This window comes from Salmonella sp. SJTUF15591 (genome assembly GCF_043356435.1).
Lineage (GTDB): Bacteria > Pseudomonadota > Gammaproteobacteria > Enterobacterales > Enterobacteriaceae > Salmonella > Salmonella enterica.
This window is the reverse complement of the sequence record NZ_JBEUJO010000003.1, coordinates 335,186-357,084: the sequence shown is the minus strand read 5'-3', so window position 1 is coordinate 357,084 and position 21,899 is coordinate 335,186. Positions and strand designations below refer to the sequence as shown.

The window sequence follows — 21,899 nt, the reverse complement described above, 5'->3', positions numbered from 1 at the left end:
TTAAAACGTCCTGTAATCGTCCGATAAAAGGCCGTGCTCATCAGTAATACGATTGAGCTCCTGCAAACCCGCTCTATTTTCTGCTTTCCAGCGTTCAACGCCTGTGGCACTGATTTCCTCTTTCAGCGCGGCGGTAAGCACCGCAGACAGATTAATACCTGCATCACGGGCTTGCTGAAGCAATGCAGGTTCCAGCGTGACACTGACTGTTTTTTTATGTCGTACACTCATACCCGACATAGAGCCTCCTGAAATTACACGTGTAATAAACACATGTATCTAGTATGGGGAGTATTTAAGCAAATGGCAATGAGAGGCGACTATCTCGGATAGCAATATCTTTGCCTGTCAGGTTTCCTTTAAACGGTTAGCGAAATCCACCATGTCCGAATGACTCACCACACGACCGGCATCCACATCGGCAAGACCGGCCTGGATGCTCTGATGACGTCGCTCTCTTTCAGCCAGCATGGAGAGTAATGCTTCCTTTATGACCCAGCTCTTTGAACGATCCAGCTCTACAGCCAGATTCTCAACGGCAAGAGCCAACTCAACTGGAATCTGAGCGCTGATGGTCTGTTTAGCAGAAGAAACCATAGGGATCACCTCATTTAATAACACTTAATAACTACTATTAAGATTAGCATAGCGGTGCCTATAAAAACATCACATCTTATTTCGCAGGCAACATCCCCGGATAGTGTTTCGCCACGATATCATTCATCTTCTCCACCAGATCCAGACGCTTGAACGTGATATGTCCGCTGCCCTTCTGGAAGTAGCGAATAGAGAATAAATCATCCTCAAAAATCTGCTGATGCGGATTGTCGCGCACAAAGCCCATAAACCGGATAGAGACATCATGCCGGTTGTCGGGAATGGTCTTCCCGTCAAGCAGGTACAGCATCCGTTCCAGATCGGCGAGCTGATCGCGTCGCCAGCCCCAGTTCAGGCTGTAGCCCCATCGGTCGTGCCTTACCAGGCCGTTAACGATGATCCGCTTACCGAAGCAGCAGGGATTATTGGTTTTATAGTCCCAGCTTAGCCCTTTAAATACATTGATAATCCCACGTTCGAAAACATCCTGTTTATTGTGGTGGAGTTGTTCAAAGGTGCTCAGGATGTTGGCTTCGTTGATGGCCGGAAGATCTCCTCCTTCGAGATTTTTAGCCCACTGGCTGCGGGCTTCAGCGTCCATTAAGGTCAACATCCCGGACTTCAGCATCAGATCGCGCCAAATGCTGCGGTCAATATTACGGGTGATCACCGGCATCGCTTTATCAACCGGTTGCATCAACCAGCAGTCAAAGGAATGGCCCTGTCGCATCGCCCAATGCTCCGCTACATCACCACCGATGCTGGAGGTAAGCCGCGAGATGTCATCAAGCTTATGAATCAGAATTTCTATCAGGCTCAGCGCAGCGTCGCGCCCTGTGACGATACGTTCAATACTAGTTGAGCAAATTAGCTCATTATGGTCAGTTAAAACTTCAGCTTCTGTTTGCATATTTTTGGTCCATATAAAAGCAAACGCGCCTGCCGGGAGTGGCAGGCGCATTATGCGGTGAAATAAAGGTGAATAAATATTGAGGGTGTAAATCAGGAAGGCGGCTCGCAATAAATCATGCTGCCGCCCTGAATCTCGAATGGGATGGTGCTGTTACATCAATTCGGGAGCGTAATCCTGTAATACCTGCTCTGCTTCTTGCTGAAAGAACTGGCGTGTAAAGCTGAAGAACTCATGCAGTTTATGGTCTGGTGTCGGAACCAGATCAAGCTGGAGTAATTGTTGCAGATCCCAGACTTTCTCAATATGTTCATCGAAAAGCTGTTCCAGCTCTTCCCAATGATTACGACGTTCCGTTTGAAGGAATCCGCTGTTCAGGTTCAGATGATCAATGGTGTACTGTGCGTACTCAGCTTCCTGCTCAGTTAAATCTATTGAAGGAACCACATGCCCATTAGATAAATAGGCAAAATAACGAGAACAGTCAGGGAGGTGGCAATGAATAAACTTTGCCATATCCACAGATTTATTCTTTCCCTGTGCATGACCACCGAACGCGTTGATGCCAAGCTGGGGCAAACCATTCTCAGAGTCTAACGCGCTGGCGGCGAGATTTTGATAATCGAAGGTTCGCCCTGGCTGCTGACTTTTATTTTCGACGTGTTCAATGTGATAGCCGAGGCCACGCAAATCAGCACGGATTTCACTGTAACAGCAAAGATGATATTGCTCATTGAGAAGCAGAGTCATTAAGGCTGCTTTATTCTCACGACCAAAGCGCTGCCAGCGACGGGTTGATTGTTCAGAGTTCTGTGGTGGTTGCTCATGCGCAGTGAGTAAGGCATCTGTTCCACGTCGGGTTTTGATCACATGCCTCATTGCGCTTTCCCTTTCAGCAGCTTCTGCCGGGCAATACTGCGCTGCAAGCGCTGGAGCTGAGGATGCTTTTCACCCAATGAAGTTATCAATGAAGCCATAAGTTGCTGTGCTTCTGGCTCGTCATATTTCCCCTGATCCACCCATGCCGTCAGCTTTTGCAGATCTGCCTTCTCCTTAACCGGAGGTTGCGGATCGACGCCCATCACGCTGTGCAGTACATCATTACTTGGCTCGCCGTAGGTCGCCCCCGGTGGTATTGACGCCAGACCATTACCTTTCTCGTCCTGTTCAAGTAGGCGAACAGACTCACGTTTTACCGTGCTGATAACCTGCGGGCTATGGGTCGTAACAATAAACTGGATCAGTGGAAATGCGCTGCGTAAAGACTGGATAATTTGCTGCTGCCAGGCCGGGTGCAGGAACATATCGACTTCATCGATCAGCACAATCCCCTGTGTTTTTAAGGCGGCTTCATCGCGTAAATGCGGGTTGAGTTTGACGCAGCGGAACGCGATATCAGCCACCATCGCAACGGCATTACGTAAGCCGTCGCTGAGCTGGGCTAAGGGGATCTTGCCGTGCTGTGGATGGCTCATTACCAGTTGCTGGTTATGGCTGGAGCTGTATTCCAGATCATGCCAGCCAGTCACTTCCTGCGTCAGACAGTTAATGGCCTGCAGGATAGCTTGAATGGCTTCTCTCATACTGTCGTCGCGCAAGCCTTCGACCAAATCCACACTTTTATTTTGCCTGCCCGCCTCAATCAGTTTGTATTGAAACTCAAGGTGACTGCGCCACAACCAGCTATACCACTGCTCAAACTGCTTATAATTCGATGTAGCAGAAAGGCAATCATCGTAACCGGACAGGCGTGAAAATGCGCTGTTATCCAGGCGTTGTTCTGCCATCTGTGGTTCGTAGCGCTCCTGATACCATAATCTTGCCGTGCCAAGATAAAGCATGAGCGGAAGATCAACTGGCTGTTTATGCTCCTCATCTCGAACCAGTTTCTGAAGCTCTTCACCCCAACGGGTAAGCTGCGCCGCCGTCTTATCTTCATGCGGCGGCTGTTCTCCCCGCTTATCGAGCATCCATGTTGCCGTCTTTCCGTTTTCCCATTCTCCGGTAGCTGTAATCATGGCTGGAGACGACATTTCCATGTTCAACGCTTCAGGGCGGAAAACCAGACGGACATCTTCTATACGGATCGCCAGCGATTTATCTTTTACGTAGAGGCCGGCATCAAAGCCACGAATAAAGGGGAACAGCGCCAGGCGTACCGCATCCAGTACTGTCGTCTTGCCCGCGCCGTTCGGTGCAACCAGAATCGTAATGTGCTCATCAAAAGTAATATCGAGCTGCCTGAAGCAACGAAAGTTAAGCAGTGAAAGTTTGTCGATTCTCATTACACCAGCCTCACCTGTTTTTATGTTTTAGTATAATAACATCTCTTATCTGCAATATTGCCCGCTTTAAGCGGGCAAAGGTTACGCCTTTTATCATAGAGTGAATCTGCCATCAGGCTGATTACCATTGTGTTTTTTGCAACGCGTTAACAAACACGTTTCTTTCCGCGCCCGCAAAATGTCTATAGCCCGAAGATAAGGTGGTGGTTCCTGCCAACTAAACCCTCGGTGATCGATACGAACCAGTTCGTATTTCTCCACAATAAAGTTCACGGCATCAGCAAGCGTAACGCCTGCGTTGATATGTTCCTGAATAACAATGTCGTCACAGAATGGCGTGTCGTTAAGTTCAAGGCCGTAGTGGCGTTACAGTAAATACGACAGCAGTTTTCGCCAGGCTTCGACGGGCGACAGGCGTGACGGGGCCGCTGCCGGTGAAGGCAGTGATAAAACGTTTTGCATGGGAATGTCCTTGTTTATTCGGCTGGGTAGATAGTGAGGTAAACGTAGCCGTAGCTACCGTTGGTGTCGGCTTCGCAGGTCAGGCCATTGAGGATGGTGCAGTAGCGGCGCGACTGGCGCGGATCGAGCGCCCCGCTTTTTAGCGCCGATTTGGGTGATTTGCCCGGTGCGACGCAGGCGCAGCATGTGTTTTGTATACTCGCGGCGTTCCGGGTCGCGCACGCGGGCCTGACATGCGAAAAACGGCTCGAAGCCCTCGCGTTGCAGGCTTTCCAGAGCGGTGATGGTCGGGATATACGTATAACGCGCACTGCGCGAGGTGTGCTTGTCGTCGCCAAAGACTCCCATCGATGGGCGAAAACCGAGGATCTGACCGTTATCACCAATGGTTAAGCTTTCATTGTAAGCATTGCCAATTGTACCATCTGACTATAAACGATATCGCCCATGCCCATACTGCGACCGCTGGCTCGCCAGATTGCACATTGACCGACTTTGCTTAAAGTTGTTACGTCAGCTTATTCATAGCCACCATATGCCATCAGGCTCACTTCGTCAGCCGAATTAGTGTGATATTCTTTCCAGAATTCCTGTTGTATCCACGACATAAGGCGATGATTGATGGAACAGTCTCTCAATTTTGAAATGTTGCGCAGCCAGTGGCCGGAACTGGCAGAACTCGCGTGTATGGCGGAACGCTATGTTCACTCTGACCCGGAAAGCTGTCTGGTGAAGCTGCGTAACTACACTGAATTGATGGTGCGCTGGTTGTATCGTCAGGAGCTGTTGCCGGAAGGCATCAAGGCGAATCTGTACGATTTGATGAACGCAGATGTGTTTACCAGCATGATGCCGGAAGCCATCACCATGAAAATGGATGCGTTGCGTATCCACGGCAACCGTGCCGCGCATGGTGGGCGAATCAAAGCCAAGGATACCTACTGGCTACTCAAGGAAGCATACCTGTTAGGCATCTGGCTATACGTCCGCTATGCCAACGGTAACGTTGACGATTGCCCTAAATTTACCCTTCCTCCTCTGACGCCATCTTCTGCGAGTTCCGATAAAAAACACCTGGAAGAAGCAATACAGGCGCAAATCGAAAGCCGTGATCGTGAACTGGCGCTTCAACGCGCGCTACAGCAGGAGCAGGAAAAGGCCGAACTGCTCACCCAGCGCCTGGATGAAGCCAGAGCACGCAACCAGCATGTTGCCGACATCCTCTCTATTGATGAAGCGGAAACCCGCCGCCGCCTGATTGACTCCCGCCTGCTTGCTGCTGACTGGAGTGTAGGCGAAGAACTTAAAAATACCGATCAGGTTACGCAGGAACATCCTGTTAAAGAGCAGCCTACCGCAACCGGTGACGGTTATGCGGATTATGTCTTGTGGGATGAGGCGCATAAACCGCTGGCGGTGGTGGAAGCAAAAAAAACCAGCGTCAATGCCGAGCAGGGGCGAATTCAGGCCCGACTGTATGCCGACTGGCTGGAAAAAGAATATGGTCAGCGCCCGGTCATCTTCTACACCAACGGTTATGATATCTGGCTGTGGGACGACCATAAAACTCATGGTTATCCTCCGCGTCGGGTATTTGGCTTCTACAGCAAGGAAAGCCTGCAATACCTTATTCAGCAGCGTGAAACTCGTCTGCCGCTGAACAGTGTGCCGCACGTTAAGGATAACGAAGGTAAGGCCGTTGCCGGACGTTTGTATCAGCTTGAAACCATCGCCCGCGTCAGCGAACGGTTTACCAACAAGTACCGACAATCGTTAATTGTTCAGGCGACAGGTACAGGCAAAACCCGCGTGGCAATTGCGCTAAGCAAACTAATGATTGATGCCCGCTGGGTAAAACGTGTCCTGTTTCTTTGTGACCGCAAAGAGCTACGTAAACAGGCTGCAAATGCGTTCAATCAGTTCACCAATGAACCGCTGTATGTGGTCGGGAAATCGAAGAAAGCAGACAGGCAGAATGCCAGGATCTACATCGCCACCTATCCCGGCATGATGAAAATCATGGACCATTTTGATGTCGGTTATTTTGATTTGATCATCGCCGATGAATCCCATCGTTCGATCTATAACGTTTACGGCGATCTGTTTAAGTATTTTGATGCCCTCCAGATTGGCCTGACAGCCACGCCGATCGACATGGTGAGTAAAACCACTTTCGGCCTGTTTGGTTGTGAAGGACGTATCCCTACCGCCAACTACAGCCTGGAAGATGCTATCGCCGATAACAATCTGGTGCCTTATGAGGTCGTCACGCACACCACGGAATTCCTGCGCGAAGGCATCAAACGGGAGAAATTAAGCGACGCACAAATCCGCGAGCTGGAAGAGCAGGGTATCGATCCCAATACCCTGGAATTTGATGGCAAGGCGCTGGATGAGGCGATCTACAACAAAGACACCAACCGCTATATCCTGCGTAACCTGATGGAAAATGGCCTGAAAGATCGGGACGGCCAGCTTCCCGGTAAGACCATCATTTTCGCCCGTAACCACAAACACGCGCTGTTGTTGAATGAATTGTTCGACGACATGTACCCGCAGTTTGCCGGACGCTTCTGCCAGGTCATCGACAACTACGATCCCCGTGCCGAGCAACTGATTGATGATTTTAAAGGGCTGGATGAAAGCACCAACAAAGAGCTGACCATCGCTATCTCTGTTGATATGCTCGATACCGGTATTGATGTCCCGGAAATCGTGAATCTGGTCTTTGCCAAGCCGGTCAAATCGAAAGTGAAGTTCTGGCAGATGATTGGCCGTGGTACGCGTCTTTGCTCAGGACTGTACGGCAACGATGAAAACGGCAAACCGCTGGATAAACAGAAATTCCGCATCTTCGATCACTGGGGTAATTTTGAGTATCACGAGCTGCATACCGAAGAGGCCGAAGTCACAGCTACTAAATCGTTGGCGCAAAAACGCTTCGAAGCGTGGGTTATGCTGGGGGCTGCTGCGCAGCGTAAGTTCGACAAACAGGCGGTGGATTTAGTCGCTCACCAGCTCCGCGAGCAGATCAACGCGCTGGATGAAAAGTCGATTGCCGTACAGGAAAAGTGGCAGCAAAAAGCGCAGTACAGCGATGAAAAAGTGCTGCGCCAGCTTTCCCCGAAAACGCAGCAGGATTTGCTATCTGTCCTGGCCCCGCTGATGCAGTGGCTGGACGTGCGCGGGCAAAGTGATGCCATGCGCTTCGATATGGATATTCTGGCGGCGCAAACTGCCCGTTATACTAACCCGGAAGAACTGGATGTGCTCTGGCCGGTCATCATCGAGAAAGTGGAACGTCTGCCTCCGCATCTGGCGCAGGTGCAACAGCAGGGGCAGCGAATTAATCAGCTTCGTGATTTAGGCTGGTGGAAGCAGGCAAGCCTGGAAGAACTGGAAGATATCCGCATTCATCTGCGTGGCATCATGCACCTGATGGAAAAAGACGCGACGCCGAAATTTGGTTCGATACAGGTGGATATTACCGAAGATGCGAACCTGATCCAGACGGAAACCCGTAAAACCAATATCCGCTCGATTGATTTCAAACTCTATCGCCAGCAGGTTCAGGGAGCGCTGGAGCCGCTGTTCCAGCAAAATCCGGTGCTGAAGAAAATCCGCAACGGCGAGCCAGTCACGCAAAACGAGCTGGATGAACTGGCGAAGCTGGTGCTGATCCAGAATCCTAACGTTGATATCCGGGCGCTGAAAGAGTTCTACCCGCAGGCGACTGCCAGCCTGGATAAACTTTTGCGTACAATCATCGGGATGGACAGCGACGCGGTGGAAGTACGTTTTGCCCGGTTCGCCGCTGACAACAGCCTGACCAGCCAGCAACTGCGCTTCCTGTCATTGCTGAAAAACCACATCCGCGATTACGGCACCATTGAAATGCGGCAGCTCTTTGAACAACCGTTTACGCATATCCACAACGAAGGCGTTACCGGTGTGTTCCCGGATATAGAGCAGATCGTCCGGTTGCAAAAGATAGTCGAAGAGCTGGGTGTTGTGACCGACGCAGCGACGGTATAATACGCACATGACAAGCCCCGGCAGCGGGGCTTTTGTATTTATAACAGGGTATACGTAACAATGATCACCGGTGACTTGAAAAGTAAAATCGACGGGCTGTGGGAAGATTTCTGGGTGGGGGGGATCACTAACCCGCTGACCGTTATCGAACAGATCACCTACCTGATGTACTCCAGGATGCTGGATACCCAGGAACAACGCGATGAGAAGCGTAAGCAAATCGCGGGCGTTGATTTTAAACCGCGTTTTGCGCCAGAACAGCAGGAGTTCCGCTTCAGCCACTATAGCAACCTCGGTTCGGATGAAATGATGGAAGTAGTGCGCGACGGCGTATTCCAGCATTTCCGTCAGCTCGGCCAGGCCGATGCGTCGAAGGTGACGCTGCTGGGCAACTTTATGAAAGATGCCCGGCTGGAGATCGTTAAGCCGTCATTGCTGACTAAAGCCGTGGAGGTGATCAAAAACCTTCCGCTGGATCGCGGCGATACCAAAGGCGATCTCTACGAATACCTGTTAAGCAAGTTGACCACTGCCGGGATCAACGGCCAGTTCCGCACGCCACGCCACATTATCCGCACGATGGTTGAGATGATGGAACCGAACCCCGCACGCGGCGAGACGATTTGCGATCCCGCCTGTGGCACCGGTGGTTTTCTGGCAACCAGTTATGAGTACCTGCTGGAGAAATATAGTTCACTGGAGTCCATTCATACCGAGATTGGCACCAACGAACGCGGCGAACTGGAAGAGCAAAAAATCTTTACTGGCGATCTGTTGACGCCGTGGCGTGACCATGTGGATAACAATATGTTCCATGGCTACGACTTTGATACCACCATGCTGCGTATCGCCGCCATGAACCTGATTATGCACGGCGTGGAATCGCCGGATATTCACTATCAGGACACCATGAGTCAGAGTTTCAGCGCCAACTTCCCGCAGGCCAGCAAAAACGCTTTCAACCTGATTCTGGCGAACCCGCCGTTTACCGGTTCACTGGACGAGGAAGATATCGACTCCACGCTGTCGGCAATGGTGAAAACCAAAAAAACCGAACTGCTGTTCCTGGCGCGTATTCTGCAAATGCTGAAAGTGGGCGGGCGCAGTGCCACTATCGTGCCGCAGGGCGTGCTGTTTGGCTCCAGTAAGGCACACCAGTCGCTGCGTAAAACGCTGGTGGAAGATAACCAACTGGAAGCGGTGATTAACCTGCCTTCCGGCGTATTTAAGCCTTATGCTGGCGTGGCGACAGCGATCCTAATTTTCACCAAAGGTGGTCAGACGGATGAGGTCTGGTTCTACGATCTACAAAATGATGGCTACAGCCTGGATGACAAGCGCAACCCGATAAAAGACAACGACCTGCCGCATTTGCTGGCAAGCTGGAAGCATTACCGTGCTTTACGTGGTTTGCCGGTAGATAACTTCATGGGCGAGAAGTTAGCCGCGTTGCTGAAACAGCAGCACCCGGAAGGAATTGATTCTGGCGTTGATTTTAAAGATCGCACGCAGGCGGCGTTTGTGGTGCCAAAAGGGGATATTGCAGCGCAGAAATACGATCTCTCCATCAACCGTTATAAAGAGGTGGTGTATCAGGCGGAGGAGTATGAAGATCCGAAGGTGATATTGAAGCGGTTAAAGGAGCTGGAGAAAGAAATTTTGGCGGATCTGGATGAGCTGGAGGGGATGCTGTGAGTTGGCCGATGGTGAAGTTAGGGGATTTGGTTACTATTAAAACAGGTCGATTAGACGCAAATGCGGCTGAGGATGAGGGGATATACCCCTTTTTTACATGCTCTCGAGAATCGTTAAATATCAATTCTTATGCTTTTGACTGCGATGCAATACTGATAGCAGGTAATGGAGATTTAAATGTCAAACATTACAATGGAAAATTTAACGCTTACCAAAGAACATACGTAATTACAGTGAACTCAAGTGATATTTTGAATACTCGATATCTCTTCTACTTTATGGATAAATACATCGAACGCCTTAGAACCATGAGCGTTGGTGGAGTGATTAAATACATCAAAATAGGAATGCTTACTGATGTAGAGATCCCTTTGCCGTCAATAATTGAACAAAAGCGTATCACTGCTATTTTCAATAAAGCCGATTATATACGCAAAAAACGCGAGCAAGCCGCCAAACTGGCTGATGATTTTTTGCGTACTAAATTCCTAGAAATGTTTTCCAATGAGAAAATGAAAAAATATTCAATTACTAAAATTGATGATATTTTAGCTCATGAGAAAAATAGCATACGGACAGGACCGTTTGGTAGCCAATTATTGCACAGTGAATTCACAGAATCGGGAATAGCTGTTTTAGGTATAGACAACGCAGTCAAAAATGAGTTCCAGTGGGGAAAACCTCGTTTCATATCCCAGAGCAAATATGAAACACTCAAACGCTACACCGTATTCCCTGGGGATGTAATTATTACAATCATGGGAACTTGTGGCCGATGTGCAATCGTACCTGATAATATTCCAACAGCAATAAATACGAAACACTTATGTTGTATTTCTTTGGATAAGAGTAAATGTATCCCCGAGTTTTTACATTCTTATTTCCTTACACATCCATTGGCGAAAGAATATTTAGCAAAGCACTCTAAAGGTGCGATAATGGATGGACTTAATATGGGAGTTATCAAACATATGCCATTCCCTGAATTCTCTCTTGAGCAGCAATGCGAGTTTGTAAACATCAAGAAAAAAATAAATCAATTAAAAAGTAAGCTCAATTCATCGAAAATTGATTGTGAGTATAATTTCACAACTCTGTGTAATGATATATTCAATATGCAAGGGTAATTTCATATGGATAATTTGGATCGGCTTAATGCAGAATGGATTACTCTTAGTGCCTTCCGTGGATTGATGAAAATCGCCACGAAAGGTGATATGAATAAATCAAAGTATGATAATGTTCTTGCCTTTTGTGGTGATCTGTACCCTGAGTTGCTTGGAAATGATGTCAGTCTGTTAAAAGCTGAACGGGAAAGCCAAACTACAAGAGAATATAGACAGAAAGCAAGATTGAAGTCAAAGAAAGAAGGTCGAAAAATAGACACATTAGAGTTAGTTAAGACAGATCTGGACGAATTTGAATCACTTTTTAGGATTGCAAAAAGAGAAAAAGAAGAGCAGAAAAAAGTCGATCAGTTAAAGAGAAGACTTAATCAGCTTACTATTGCTTACGATGAACTTAGTTTTCAAGAACATAGTGAAAATCAGATATTGAACCGGGATGTATATAAGGTACATAGACCACTACCGAGTTTAATAGATGGAATTGATTATAAGGATTTTTGGCTTCCGGATAAAAATACTCTACGCTTAAGAATTCTTCATCCTGAAAAGACGGAGCATATTACTGGTGCTGATCTGATATATGAAAAACATTCAAGTAATGATGAGGCATCAATAATAGCAATTCAGTATAAGATTTGGGAAAATAAAAAATTATACTTAAATGACACAAGGATGAATGAGCAAATTGATAAACTAAAGACATTCTTCTGTAAGAAAAGTATTTGTGATAGTTATAATAGCCAAATGCAATATCGTTTTCCATGTTGTTCGGCATTTATCCGTCCTACGGATAAACTGCAAAGTGCTGACCAAAAGTTAATGTCAACGGGAGAGCATTTACCGATATGTAAGATTGATGAATGTACTAGTACAGGAAAACGAGGTGCCAGACTCCTGGAGTATGACAACATTAAAGATATTTCGCTTTCTAACGAATCATTTGAGTTTTTATTTAACACAGGGAAAATCGGTTCAAGAAATTTAACTTATGATGAATTGACTCAGTTGTATAGTAATTTTTTACAGGAATCATCTTTATCTCGGGTGATGATTTATGCACAAGAATTTGATTGATTCACTCTACAGTATATTTATCCCGATTGATAGCCATCTTCCAGATGGCTGAAGTATTTTCCTTAGGCTAGAATGTCAGGATTCCGTAATCTTACAATTCTCTCTTTGGAAAGTACCATGCCTTTAGATTTAAGTAACACTTTAGTGATTGGCATCAGCGCGACTGCGCTTTTTGATATGAGTGAATCCGATCGCATGTTTCGCGAAACCTTTGCGACCGATCCTGATAGCGCCATTGAAAAATACCGCGCCTATATGCTGGAGCACGAAAACCAACCTTTACAGCCCGGAACAGGCTACCCCTTAGTCAAAGCGTTGCTGGGTCTGAACCAGTACCGTCAACCGGATGATAAATCACCGTTGGTTGAAGTCGTTGTGATGTCGCGTAACAGCCCTGATACAGGTATCCGCGTTCTGAATACTATTCGCCATGACAGGCTCGATATCACGCGCTCTGCCTTTACAGCAGGCGAAACCGTTGCTGATTACCTTGATGCCTTTGATGTGGATCTGTTTTTAACAACTAACGTTGAAGATGCGCAAAAGGTGATTGATTCCCGATTCTGCGCCGCTGCAATCCTGAAAGATCCACCTTCTGACGCATCTGATATCCCGGAAGGGCAAGTGCGCATTGCTTTTGACGGCGACGCGGTACTTTTTTCCGATCAAAGCGAACTGGTTTATAAGACCCAAGGAATGGCTGCCTTTCATGCTCAGGAAGACGCGCAGCAGGATATCCCTATGGAAGAGGGACCTTATGCCACTTTGCTAAAAAAAATAGCCAAGCTTCAGGAACGATTGCCGACCCGCGTTGAGTATTCTCCTGTTCGTATTGCATTGGTGACAGCCAGAAATAGCCCTTCGGAAATGCGCGTTATTAAAACGCTAAGAAGCTGGGGGGTATATGTCGATGAAGCTTTTTTTCTTGGCGGTGTAGAGAAAACAAAAGTTCTGAAGGCGTTTAAACCGCATATTTTCTTCGACGATCAGGATGTACATTTGATCGCAGCGGCCAAGGTTGTACCTTCTGGAAAAGTCCCTTATGCCAGTAACTCCGAACTTGCAGAACGTGAAGCATCGTAATTATCGCTGACAAACCATTTCGTCATCAAGGCTGAATGGTTTGTATGCCACACGCAAAATAACTGCCCTACCCCAGCTCAATGTTCCCCTCTAAACACCTCTTTCCTATGCCATTCCACAAACCGCTCGCCCGGATAATTTTCTTTAACCGGGGGCAACGCAATCGCCTTTCCCGCAAAATCCCAGAACAGCCGCTGTACCACCCCACCACCATTTACCGCGTCGGAAACTATCACACGCATATTTTCATCCAAACCAATCGAACCACGATCAAACGCTTTATGATGGATTGCGCACAATGCCAGGCCATTAGGTACTTCACAAGGGCCATGGTTCTGCTTCCATCTGATATGGGCAGCTTCCAGAGCAATTGGCGCATTGTCGTGGCGCATGTTGAAGCCGCAGATCGCGCACTGATAATTGTAAGCACGTAGCACCATCTGGCGGAACTTCGGATCGCGTTGACGGAGAGAGGTGCGAATATCAAAACCCATCTCGTCAGCGATGTCTTCCTGAATACTGACCGGGAAATGCGCCTCCAGGAGCTGCTGCGCCAGTGTATCAATTAACCTGTGATTTTTTGCCACCAACGCAAAATTATCGGCATCAAATCCACCCGCGACATTATATTCGATGAGTTCACGTCGGGGCGGCTGGCGGCTACCCTTGGTTGAGCACAGTTCCGCGTTTTGTAGTTCCCAGAAACCATCGCCCTTCAGACGCCAGAACGGCATGTCCGGGCGCTGGTCACGGCGCTGCGGTCCATAACGTTCCAGGAGATCCAACAGGGACTCGTAGATTTCAGAGCCATAGTTAAACAGGCGATCATGACCCTGCCGATAGTGTGAGAGGACGTGCAGCAGCAATAATGGCTTATGTGGCGCACGCTGTTCGCCTTTGCGCCAGATGGTGATATTGGCTATCGCCTGCCGGAGAGTTTTATCGGAAACCATGATATTGGATCGCCCATGTATATATATTCGCGATCATGCTCGCAAAATTTTGTGCGATCAAGGCGCTATTGCAGCTTATCCAGAATACTTACAGGCTCAATATTCATCAGACGGCAGAAACGAACAAACTCGACAACATCCAGGCGTCTTTCACCGCTTTCAACCTTCGCGATGAATGACTGAGGTTTCCCCAATGCTTTCGCCAGTTGAGCCTGCGTCATCCCTTTATCAAGCCTTGCAGCTCGCAGCGATTTTATAACCAACTGATACTCTTCAGAATAAATTGATGACATTCGTGATATCCGATTTTAATCCCAAAATCGAATATCAGTGATTTACAAAAATATCCCAAAACAGGATAATCAACTAACCAATAACATACCGGAGTAAAAGAAATGACAAAAACCGACTGGCATCCCGCTGACATTATTGCCGCGCTGCACAAACGTGGCACCAGCCTGGCGGCTGTCTCACGGGAAGCGGGGTTGTCCTCTTCCACGCTGGCGAACGCGCTGACAAGACCGTGGCCGAAAGGCGAGTTGTTGATCGCCCACGCCATCGGTGTGGATGCCGCTGATATCTGGCCGGGGCGCTATTACGACAGCAATGGCAGGCGGATTGACCGCGAATCTCTGTTGCGCTGCCATTCACAGCCTGCAACAGAAACAGCCTGATCATACCTGCCACCACGCGCCGCTCTGTTCAGCCCTCAACAACGCAATTGACAACCTGCGGCGCGGCATCCGTTCTACCTTCTGTAAAAATCCCTACTGCTGACTGCTACCCGATAAACACCATAGTTTGCGCTAAATAGAGCCGAACAAAACGACAGCTCCACTCAGGCTGGTTGGTCATTTCAATTTAAACATTAATCGAGAAATCACTCACCATGCCCCTGGTTGATCTTCGCATAGTCAAACGGCGTAATCCCTTTCTCCCGATTCGCATCCAGGAAATCAGCCCACCATTGCAGCATCAGTTTACGTTCGTCGATAAACTCCGCCTTATGGATATACGCTGCCCTCACTGAGTTACGTTCCATATGACTCATCTGCCGTTCTACCGCATCCTTTGACCATAACCCTGACTCAATCAATGAGCTACAGGCCATCGTGCGGAAACCGTGGCCGCAAACTTCAACCTTAGTGTCGAACCCCATCACCCGTAGCGCACTGTTCACCGTGTTTTCACTCATCGGCTTACGCGGATCGTGATCGCCAATAAAAATCAGTTCATGCTTGCCACAGAACTGCTTTATCTGTTTCAGGATCGCCAGTGCTTGCTTAGAAAGCGGCACCAAATGCGGTGTATGCATCTTTGATCCCCGGTGAGAATGCTTAACGTCAGGGATAGGTTCTCTCTCTGGTGGAATCGTCCACATTGACGTTTCAAAATCAATCTCCGACCAACGAGCAAAACGTAGTTCACTGGATCGAATAAAAATCAGTAGGGTAAGTTCGGTTGCCCAGCGGGTTAATGGTCTTCCGGTATAGCCATCTATTTTCTGAAGCAGTTCTGGAATACGCTTTAAGGCCAGCGCAGGACGATGCTTTCGATTGCCAGAAGCAACCGCTCCTGCCATCTCCTGAGCCGGATTGTAATCAATTAAACCGCTTTGTACTGCATAACGCATGATGGCCGTAGTACGTTGTTGGAGACGGGAAGCCACCTCAAGACGTCCAGACTTCTCTACGGCCTTAATGGGAAGTAACAAATCGCGGGTGCTCAATTCAGCAATATTGCGCGTCCCAATCGCCGGAAAAACATTATCCTCCAGACTCTTTTTCACTCGCTCAGCGTGATCTTCCGACCATTTCTGGTTGGTCGCGAGCCAATCTCGGGCGACCTTCTCGAAAGTAATAATCTCTTTCGCCTGTTCTTCTTTCACAGCACGTTTATGTGCTCGAGGATCGATACCAGCAGCAACCAGCTTCCTGGCCTCCTCCCTTTTCTTCCTGGCATCCGCCAGTGAAACTTCGGGATAAACGCCAAACGCCATCACATGCTGCTTGCCACCAAAGCGAAAACGAAATCGCCAATATTTGGAGCCATTAGCATGTACCAGTAAAAACAGGCCGTCACCATCAGATAGCGGGTTTGCATTATCTTCAGGTTTTGCCGAACGGACTTTAGTATCAGTCAGAGCCATGATGGTTCTCCTTCCATGTACCGCCGTGAGTATACAAACATTATCGAATCAGCATATATACTCAGTTATATACTCACAAGCGACTTGATGTGGGTTGACCCGAGTTGACTTCAATTAAGGGGAAAATCGTGAAAAGCCTTGTGTGGCGCGGATTTCAGGCATAAAAAAAGACCTCAGTTGAGGTCCATTTACATGCTTTTGGTGCCGAAGGCCGGACTCGAACCGGCACGTATTTCTACGGTTGATTTTGAATCAACTGCGTCTACCGATTTCGCCACTTCGGCACTGAAGAGGTATGCGGAAAACGTTGTGGATTATACCTGTCATACGCCGCCATGCAAGCACGAGCGTACACCTGTTTCGCTAAGTGCTGAAAATTTCAGCAGCGTTGAGTATTAAATAGAATAATCAGGCTACTTCCCGCCTTCTCCAGCAGATTAACGCCGGGCGTCCCTTGCCTCCATGCTCTACACTTTTCAGTTCAACACCACATTAAGGGAAACACAATGACGATAATAAAAAGCTACGCCGCCAAAGAGGCGGGCGGCGAGCTCGAACTCTATGAATATGATGCGGGAGAACTCCAACCGGAAGATGTCGAGGTACGGGTCGACTACTGCGGGATCTGCCATTCCGATCTGTCGATGATCGACAATGAATGGGGGTTCTCTCAATACCCTCTGGTTGCCGGACATGAGGTCATTGGTCGGGTGGCCGCACTCGGCAGCGCGGCACAGGATAAGGGGCTAAAAGTCGGCCAGCGCGTTGGAATCGGCTGGACGGCGCGCAGCTGCGGACACTGCGATGCCTGTATCAGCGGCAATCAAATTAACTGCCAGGAAGGCGCAGTGCCCACTATCCTCAATCGTGGCGGTTTTGCCGAGAAGCTTCGCGCGGGCTGGCAGTGGGTAATTCCTCTTCCGGAGAATATAGATATGGCGTCCGCAGGCCCGCTGTTATGTGGCGGCATTACGGTCTTTAAACCGCTATTGATGCACCATATTACTGCTACCAGCCGCGTTGGCGTCATCGGTATCGGCGGGCTGGGGCATATCGCCATAAAGCTGTTACATGCAATGGGCTGCGAAGTCACCGCGTTCAGCTCCAATCCATCGAAAGAGCAGGAAGTGCTGGCGATGGGGGCCAATAACGTGGTGAACAGCCGCGATCCGGAAGCGTTAAAAGCACTGGCGGGCCAGTTCGATCTCATTATTAACACGGTCAACGTCGATCTCGACTGGCAGCCCTACTTCGAAGCGCTGACGTATGGCGGCAACTTCCATACCGTTGGGGCGGTATTGAAGCCGCTGCCCGTACCGGCGTTTACATTGATTGCCGGCGATCGCAGTATCTCAGGCTCGGCAACCGGAACGCCATATGAACTTCGCAAACTGATGAAATTCGCCGGACGCAGCAAAGTCGCGCCCACCACGGAACTGTTCGCAATGTCACAAATCAACGAGGCTATCCAGCACGTTCGCGACGGCAAAGCCCGCTATCGTGTAGTGCTAAAAGCTGACTTCTGACCGCCTGACTCAGCGCTTTGATAATGATCAGGAAGCGCTGAGTGCCTGACGAAAAGCCTGTACAGCCAGTCGGCACTGCTCCGTCACGTGCTCGATGTCATGATTAACATCGATACGCGCAATATCATGTTCATCGGCACAGGGTCGCTCCAGCGCGTCAAACTGACTTTGCAGCAGGTCTGGCGGCATAAAATGCCCGGCACGACGCTGCATTCGCTGCAGAATGGTAGCGTAATCGCCATCCAGCCACAGGAAATGTACGTTAGGGCTGCTCTTACGTAAAATATCGCGGTACTGTTTTTTTAATGACGAGCAGACAATAAATCCCGTCTCATTTTTTTTATAAAGACTGTATGAAGCGTCATTTAATCGTTCCAGCCAGGGTAAGCGGTCTTCATCAGTTAACGGTATTCCCTGAGACATTTTATCAATGTTTTTCGCCGGATGGAGATCATCGCCGTCAATAAACTTCGCAGAAAATAATGTTGCAATTTTGCTGCCTATTAAAGACTTACCACTACCTGAAACACCCATTAAAATATAGCTTTCCCCGGCCATTTAAATACCTCTGAGTCATATTCCACTCCACAATATTACGCCTCTACGTTCGACAATTTCACGTTTTTTAATTTCCATAGAGAAGAACTCTAAGGCACATCACGTTATGCGTAACATTGTAGTGTAACAATTTTCCAGCGTGACATAAGTCACAAATAGTGACAAATAAAACCGCTTAAATGCGTTCAGGGTAACTACCTGACCAGTGAGGAATTTATGGAAGTAAAAACTCAATCCTGCGTTGTTGCGGGTAAGCGTGCTGTTGCCGTTACGGAACAAAATATTGAATGGAATAATAAAGGAACACTCATACAAATTACCCGTGGCGGCATTTGTGGGTCTGACTTACATTATTATCAGGAAGGCAAAGTCGGCAATTTTACAGTAAAAGCGCCAATGATTTTAGGGCATGAAGTGATTGGCAAAATCGTTCATAGCGACTCAGATTTATTACGTGAAGGACAACCGGTAGCGATTAATCCATCGAAGCCTTGCGGTCATTGCAAATACTGTCTGCAGCATGAAGAAAACCACTGTACTGAAATGCGTTTCTTTGGCAGCGCCATGTATTTTCCGCATGTCGATGGCGGTTTTACCCGATTTAAAGCTGTCGATACCGCTCAGTGCATTCCCTGGCCGGAACAGGCGGACGAAAAAGCCATGGCCTTTGCCGAACCGCTGGCGGTTGCCATTCATGCGGCTCATGAGGCGGGCGATCTGCAGGGCAAACGCGTCTTTATCTCCGGCGTTGGCCCTATCGGCTGCCTGATTGTTAGCGCGGTAAAAACGCTGGGCGCGGCGGAAGTGGTATGTGCCGATATCAGTACCCGTTCTCTCTCGCTGGCCCGGCAGATGGGCGCGGATACGCTGGTGAACCCACAGCATGACTCTCTTGATGGCTGGAAAGCAGAAAAAGGGTATTTCGATATCAGTTTTGAAGTCTCTGGGCATCCTTCCTCTATCTCAACGTGTCTGGAAGTCACACGGGCCAAAGGCGTGATGGTGCAGGTTGGCATGGGCGGCGCAGTCCCCAACTTCCCGATGATGATGCTAATAAGCAAAGAGATCTCGCTGAAAGGCTCTTTCCGTTTTACTACCGAATTTAATACTGCGGTTTCCTGGCTTGCCAACCGCGTTATCAATCCGCTGCCGTTACTGAGCGCGGAATATCCATTTACCGACCTGGAAGCGGCGCTGATCTTTGCCGGAGACAAAACACAGGCGGCAAAAGTTCAGCTCGTTTTCTGAGAAAGTAAAATAAGGGACACTATCATGAACGATCTTTTTTCACTGGCAGGTAAAAATATCCTTATCACCGGAGCCGCTCAGGGAATTGGTTATTTGCTGGCGACCGGTCTTGGTCGCTATGGCGCGCGCATTATTGTTAACGATATCACCCCGGAGCGCGCCGAAACAGCCGTGACGAAACTTCAGCAGGAAGGAATAAAGGCTATTGCCGCTCCCTTTAATGTCACCCATAAACAGGATATTGAAGCTGCGGTTGAACATATCGAAAAAGATATCGGCGTCATTGACGTCCTGATAAATAACGCCGGTATCCAGCGCCGTCATCCGTTTACTGAGTTTCCCGAGCAGGAGTGGAATGACGTCATCGCCGTAAATCAGACCGCGGTTTTTCTCGTCTCTCAGGCCGTTACGCGCCGTATGGTGGCGCGTCAGGCAGGAAAAGTGATCAACATCTGTTCGATGCAAAGCGAGCTGGGCCGCGACACGATTACGCCATACGCCGCGTCGAAAGGTGCCGTGAAGATGCTGACTCGCGGCATGTGCGTGGAGCTGGCGCGTCATAATATCCAGGTCAACGGTATTGCGCCGGGATACTTCAAAACGGAGATGACCAAAGCGCTGGTTGAAGATGAAGCCTTCACCTCCTGGCTATGCAAACGTACGCCTGCCGCACGCTGGGGCGATCCACAGGAGCTTATTGGCGCAGCGGTGTTTCTCTCGTCAAAAGCCTCCGACTTTGTTAACGGACATCTGCTGTTTGTCGATGGCGGTATGCTGGTTGCCGTCTGACCAGGGAAATGCGACGCAGCGCGTAAGCGCTGCTATTTTGGCGCTAATAAGAGAGACGAATATGCCATTAATAATTATTGCGGCAGGCGTTGCGCTGCTGTTGGTCTTAATGATTGGCTTTAAAGTTAACGGCTTTATCGCCCTTGTTCTGGTTGCCGCCGTGGTGGGATTTGCCGAAGGGATGGGCGCGCAAGACGTCCTGCACTCCATACAAAACGGAATTGGCGGTACTCTGGGCGGACTCGCCATGATCCTCGGTTTTGGCGCGATGCTGGGAAGATTAATTTCCGATACCGGCGCAGCGCAGCGCATTGCGACGACGCTCATTAATACGTTCGGCAAAAAACGCGTGCAATGGGCGCTGGTGATCACCGGGCTTATCGTCGGCCTGGCAATGTTTTTTGAAGTCGGATTCGTACTGCTGTTGCCGCTCGTTTTTACGATTGTGGCCTCATCGGGACTGCCCTTGCTGTATGTCGGGGGTCCAATGGTCGCCGCCTTATCCGTTACGCACTGCTTCCTGCCGCCGCATCCCGGCCCTACCGCTATTGCGACAATTTTTGAGGCAAATCTCGGTACGACCCTGCTGTATGGGTTAATCATTACCATACCGACCGTGATTGTTGCCGGCCCTCTGTTTTCAAAATTGCTGGCGCGCTTTGAGAAAGCGCCGCCTGAAGGATTATTTAATCCTCACCTATTCAGTGAAGAAGAGATGCCGTCATTCTGGAACAGTATTTTTGCCGCCGTGATCCCGGTCATTCTGATGGCCATCGCAGCGGTATGTGAAATCACGCTGCCAAAAACGAATGCCGTGCGGGTTTTCTTCGAATTTATCGGTAACCCAGCAGTGGCGTTGTTTATTGCCATTATCATCGCCATTTTTACGCTGGGCCGACGCAACGGACGTACGGTTGAGCAGGTGATGGATATCGTCGGCGAGTCCATTGGCGCTATTGCGATGATTGTTTTTATCATCGCGGGCGGCGGCGCGTTTAAGCAAGTGCTGGTGGATAGCGGCGTGGGCCAATATATCTCGCAATTAATGACCGGCACCTCGCTATCTCCGTTATTAATGTGCTGGACGGTAGCCGCCGTGCTGCGTATTGCGTTAGGTTCCGCGACCGTGGCCGCGATAACCACAGCGGGCGTCGTATTGCCGATTATTAACGTAACCCACGCCGATCCGGCGTTAATGGTACTGGCGACAGGCGCGGGAAGCGTTATTGCATCACATGTTAACGATCCCGGTTTTTGGCTGTTTAAAGGGTATTTTAATCTTAGCGTCGGGGAAACCCTACGCACCTGGACCGTTATGGAAACATTGATTTCTGTCATGGGGTTGCTGGGCGTACTGGCGCTGAATGCGGTTCTGCATTAATTCATCATCCGCAGCCCAATTAACCAT

20 protein-coding genes, 1 tRNA gene and 3 pseudogenes are annotated in these 21,899 nt (G+C 49.0%); 10 read left to right on the top strand and 14 right to left on the bottom strand.

The window, feature by feature from the left end; all coding sequences use genetic code 11:
* From ABVM99_RS09225 to ABVM99_RS09185, 9 genes and pseudogenes are all read right to left on the bottom strand, one after another.
* Complete coding sequence (locus ABVM99_RS09225; protein ID WP_000016244.1) at positions 1 to 240, bottom strand: type II toxin-antitoxin system CcdA family antitoxin; 240 nt, start codon at positions 238 to 240, stop codon at positions 1 to 3.
* Positions 241 to 348: 108 nt separating this feature from the next.
* On the bottom strand, positions 349 to 597 hold the full coding sequence (locus ABVM99_RS09220) for a CopG family ribbon-helix-helix protein (protein WP_000254751.1): 249 nt from the start codon (positions 595 to 597) through the stop codon (positions 349 to 351).
* A 76-nt stretch (positions 598 to 673) separates the two neighbouring features.
* Positions 674 to 1,507 (bottom strand): DUF4942 domain-containing protein, encoded by an 834-nt coding sequence (locus tag ABVM99_RS09215; protein WP_023194725.1) that lies wholly within the window; start codon positions 1,505 to 1,507, stop codon positions 674 to 676.
* Between the two features lie 153 nt (positions 1,508 to 1,660).
* Complete coding sequence (locus tag ABVM99_RS09210) at positions 1,661 to 2,386, bottom strand: retron system putative HNH endonuclease (RefSeq protein ID WP_023194724.1); 726 nt, start codon at positions 2,384 to 2,386, stop codon at positions 1,661 to 1,663.
* The gene (locus tag ABVM99_RS09205) at positions 2,383 to 2,589 is read right to left on the bottom strand and encodes a hypothetical protein (RefSeq protein ID WP_077684055.1); all 207 of its coding nucleotides are present in this window, start codon (positions 2,587 to 2,589) and stop codon (positions 2,383 to 2,385) included. Before ABVM99_RS09205 ends, ABVM99_RS09210 begins: the two co-directional genes overlap by 4 nt.
* A pseudogene (locus ABVM99_RS09200) lies at positions 2,589 to 3,792 on the bottom strand (AAA family ATPase). Before ABVM99_RS09200 ends, ABVM99_RS09205 begins: the two are co-directional and overlap by 1 nt.
* 93 nt (positions 3,793 to 3,885) lie before the next feature.
* Positions 3,886 to 4,254: pseudogene (locus tag ABVM99_RS09195) on the bottom strand (TA system toxin CbtA family protein).
* A 14-nt stretch (positions 4,255 to 4,268) separates the two neighbouring features.
* The gene (locus ABVM99_RS09190) at positions 4,269 to 4,349 is read right to left on the bottom strand and encodes a type IV toxin-antitoxin system YeeU family antitoxin (RefSeq protein ID WP_223195303.1); all 81 of its coding nucleotides are present in this window, start codon (positions 4,347 to 4,349) and stop codon (positions 4,269 to 4,271) included.
* 58 nt (positions 4,350 to 4,407) lie between these two features.
* A pseudogene (locus ABVM99_RS09185) lies at positions 4,408 to 4,599 on the bottom strand (DUF932 domain-containing protein); the annotation flags it as partial.
* A gap of 276 nt (positions 4,600 to 4,875) precedes the next feature.
* On the opposite strand from ABVM99_RS09185, the gene ABVM99_RS09180 reads away from it, so the two are divergent.
* The 5 genes from ABVM99_RS09180 (at position 4,876) to ABVM99_RS09160 (ending at position 13,268) form a co-directional block, all read left to right on the top strand.
* Positions 4,876 to 8,289 carry a DEAD/DEAH box helicase family protein gene (locus ABVM99_RS09180; RefSeq protein ID WP_023194721.1) on the top strand — a complete coding sequence of 1,138 codons (3,414 nt, stop codon included), beginning with the start codon at positions 4,876 to 4,878 and terminating at the stop codon, positions 8,287 to 8,289.
* 60 nt (positions 8,290 to 8,349) lie between these two features.
* Entirely contained in the window at positions 8,350 to 9,984 is a 1,635-nt protein-coding gene (locus tag ABVM99_RS09175; RefSeq protein ID WP_023194720.1) for a class I SAM-dependent DNA methyltransferase, read from the top strand.
* Positions 9,981 to 11,111, top strand: coding sequence for a restriction endonuclease subunit S (locus ABVM99_RS09170; protein ID WP_023194719.1), 1,131 nt, complete (start codon positions 9,981 to 9,983; stop codon positions 11,109 to 11,111). Before ABVM99_RS09175 ends, ABVM99_RS09170 begins: the two co-directional genes overlap by 4 nt.
* A gap of 6 nt (positions 11,112 to 11,117) precedes the next feature.
* Positions 11,118 to 12,185, top strand: a complete 1,068-nt coding sequence (locus ABVM99_RS09165) for a hypothetical protein (RefSeq protein ID WP_023194718.1) — start codon at positions 11,118 to 11,120, stop codon at positions 12,183 to 12,185.
* A 117-nt stretch (positions 12,186 to 12,302) separates the two neighbouring features.
* The gene (locus ABVM99_RS09160) at positions 12,303 to 13,268 is read left to right on the top strand and encodes a 5'-nucleotidase (protein WP_023254306.1); all 966 of its coding nucleotides are present in this window, start codon (positions 12,303 to 12,305) and stop codon (positions 13,266 to 13,268) included.
* Between the two features lie 77 nt (positions 13,269 to 13,345).
* Here ABVM99_RS09160 and ABVM99_RS09155 read toward each other — a convergent pair whose 3' ends face one another.
* Together ABVM99_RS09155 and ABVM99_RS09150 are read right to left on the bottom strand one after the other, a co-directional pair.
* Positions 13,346 to 14,221: a phosphorothioated DNA-binding restriction endonuclease gene (locus ABVM99_RS09155; protein WP_023194716.1), complete on the bottom strand. Its 876-nt coding sequence runs from the start codon at positions 14,219 to 14,221 to the stop codon at positions 13,346 to 13,348.
* A gap of 65 nt (positions 14,222 to 14,286) precedes the next feature.
* The gene (locus tag ABVM99_RS09150) at positions 14,287 to 14,514 is read right to left on the bottom strand and encodes a helix-turn-helix domain-containing protein (RefSeq protein ID WP_024145427.1); all 228 of its coding nucleotides are present in this window, start codon (positions 14,512 to 14,514) and stop codon (positions 14,287 to 14,289) included.
* A 102-nt stretch (positions 14,515 to 14,616) separates the two neighbouring features.
* On the opposite strand from ABVM99_RS09150, the gene ABVM99_RS09145 reads away from it, so the two are divergent.
* A complete protein-coding gene (locus tag ABVM99_RS09145) occupies positions 14,617 to 14,895 on the top strand; it encodes a helix-turn-helix transcriptional regulator (protein ID WP_023194714.1) in 279 nt (92 codons plus the stop codon).
* Positions 14,896 to 15,101: 206 nt separating this feature from the next.
* Here ABVM99_RS09145 and ABVM99_RS09140 read toward each other — a convergent pair whose 3' ends face one another.
* Together ABVM99_RS09140 and ABVM99_RS09135 are read right to left on the bottom strand one after the other, a co-directional pair.
* Positions 15,102 to 16,370, bottom strand: a complete 1,269-nt coding sequence (locus tag ABVM99_RS09140) for an integrase arm-type DNA-binding domain-containing protein (protein ID WP_023194713.1) — start codon at positions 16,368 to 16,370, stop codon at positions 15,102 to 15,104.
* Positions 16,371 to 16,569: 199 nt separating this feature from the next.
* Positions 16,570 to 16,654, bottom strand: a tRNA-Leu gene (locus tag ABVM99_RS09135).
* A gap of 222 nt (positions 16,655 to 16,876) precedes the next feature.
* On the opposite strand from ABVM99_RS09135, the gene ABVM99_RS09130 reads away from it, so the two are divergent.
* Positions 16,877 to 17,896 (top strand): NAD(P)-dependent alcohol dehydrogenase, encoded by a 1,020-nt coding sequence (locus ABVM99_RS09130; protein ID WP_000152563.1) that lies wholly within the window; start codon positions 16,877 to 16,879, stop codon positions 17,894 to 17,896.
* Positions 17,897 to 17,923: 27 nt separating this feature from the next.
* Here ABVM99_RS09130 and idnK read toward each other — a convergent pair whose 3' ends face one another.
* On the bottom strand, positions 17,924 to 18,454 hold the full coding sequence (gene idnK, locus ABVM99_RS09125) for a gluconokinase (RefSeq protein ID WP_000896756.1): 531 nt from the start codon (positions 18,452 to 18,454) through the stop codon (positions 17,924 to 17,926).
* 216 nt (positions 18,455 to 18,670) lie between these two features.
* Here idnK and idnD point away from each other — a divergent pair, with 216 nt between their 5' ends.
* From idnD to idnT, 3 genes are all read left to right on the top strand, one after another.
* Entirely contained in the window at positions 18,671 to 19,702 is a 1,032-nt protein-coding gene (idnD, locus tag ABVM99_RS09120; protein ID WP_023194712.1) for an L-idonate 5-dehydrogenase, read from the top strand.
* Between the two features lie 24 nt (positions 19,703 to 19,726).
* A complete protein-coding gene (gene idnO / locus ABVM99_RS09115) occupies positions 19,727 to 20,491 on the top strand; it encodes a gluconate 5-dehydrogenase (RefSeq protein ID WP_000998688.1) in 765 nt (254 codons plus the stop codon).
* A gap of 61 nt (positions 20,492 to 20,552) precedes the next feature.
* Positions 20,553 to 21,872, top strand: coding sequence for a gnt-II system L-idonate transporter (gene idnT, locus ABVM99_RS09110; protein ID WP_023194711.1), 1,320 nt, complete (start codon positions 20,553 to 20,555; stop codon positions 21,870 to 21,872).
* The last annotated feature ends 27 nt before the right edge of the window (positions 21,873 to 21,899 follow it).

Bases quoted from the DNA above. Each gene is read 5' to 3' on its own strand.
- ABVM99_RS09225 (WP_000016244.1), bottom strand. From the start codon at position 240: ATGTCGGGTATGAGTGTACGACATAAAAAAACAGTCAGTGTCACGCTG.
- idnT (WP_023194711.1), top strand. From the start codon at position 20,553: ATGCCATTAATAATTATTGCGGCAGGCGTTGCGCTGCTGTTGGTCTTA.
- idnK (WP_000896756.1), bottom strand. From the start codon at position 18,454: ATGGCCGGGGAAAGCTATATTTTAATGGGTGTTTCAGGTAGTGGTAAG.
- ABVM99_RS09160 (WP_023254306.1), top strand. From the start codon at position 12,303: ATGCCTTTAGATTTAAGTAACACTTTAGTGATTGGCATCAGCGCGACT.
- ABVM99_RS09205 (WP_077684055.1), bottom strand. From the start codon at position 2,589: ATGGGCGTCGATCCGCAACCTCCGGTTAAGGAGAAGGCAGATCTGCAA.
- ABVM99_RS09130 (WP_000152563.1), top strand. From the start codon at position 16,877: ATGACGATAATAAAAAGCTACGCCGCCAAAGAGGCGGGCGGCGAGCTC.
- ABVM99_RS09175 (WP_023194720.1), top strand. From the start codon at position 8,350: ATGATCACCGGTGACTTGAAAAGTAAAATCGACGGGCTGTGGGAAGAT.
- ABVM99_RS09165 (WP_023194718.1), top strand. From the start codon at position 11,118: ATGGATAATTTGGATCGGCTTAATGCAGAATGGATTACTCTTAGTGCC.
- ABVM99_RS09220 (WP_000254751.1), bottom strand. From the start codon at position 597: ATGGTTTCTTCTGCTAAACAGACCATCAGCGCTCAGATTCCAGTTGAG.
- ABVM99_RS09150 (WP_024145427.1), bottom strand. From the start codon at position 14,514: ATGTCATCAATTTATTCTGAAGAGTATCAGTTGGTTATAAAATCGCTG.
- ABVM99_RS09140 (WP_023194713.1), bottom strand. From the start codon at position 16,370: ATGGCTCTGACTGATACTAAAGTCCGTTCGGCAAAACCTGAAGATAAT.
- idnO (WP_000998688.1), top strand. From the start codon at position 19,727: ATGAACGATCTTTTTTCACTGGCAGGTAAAAATATCCTTATCACCGGA.
- ABVM99_RS09155 (WP_023194716.1), bottom strand. From the start codon at position 14,221: ATGGTTTCCGATAAAACTCTCCGGCAGGCGATAGCCAATATCACCATC.
- ABVM99_RS09215 (WP_023194725.1), bottom strand. From the start codon at position 1,507: ATGCAAACAGAAGCTGAAGTTTTAACTGACCATAATGAGCTAATTTGC.
- idnD (WP_023194712.1), top strand. From the start codon at position 18,671: ATGGAAGTAAAAACTCAATCCTGCGTTGTTGCGGGTAAGCGTGCTGTT.
- ABVM99_RS09210 (WP_023194724.1), bottom strand. From the start codon at position 2,386: ATGAGGCATGTGATCAAAACCCGACGTGGAACAGATGCCTTACTCACT.
- ABVM99_RS09180 (WP_023194721.1), top strand. From the start codon at position 4,876: ATGGAACAGTCTCTCAATTTTGAAATGTTGCGCAGCCAGTGGCCGGAA.
- ABVM99_RS09145 (WP_023194714.1), top strand. From the start codon at position 14,617: ATGACAAAAACCGACTGGCATCCCGCTGACATTATTGCCGCGCTGCAC.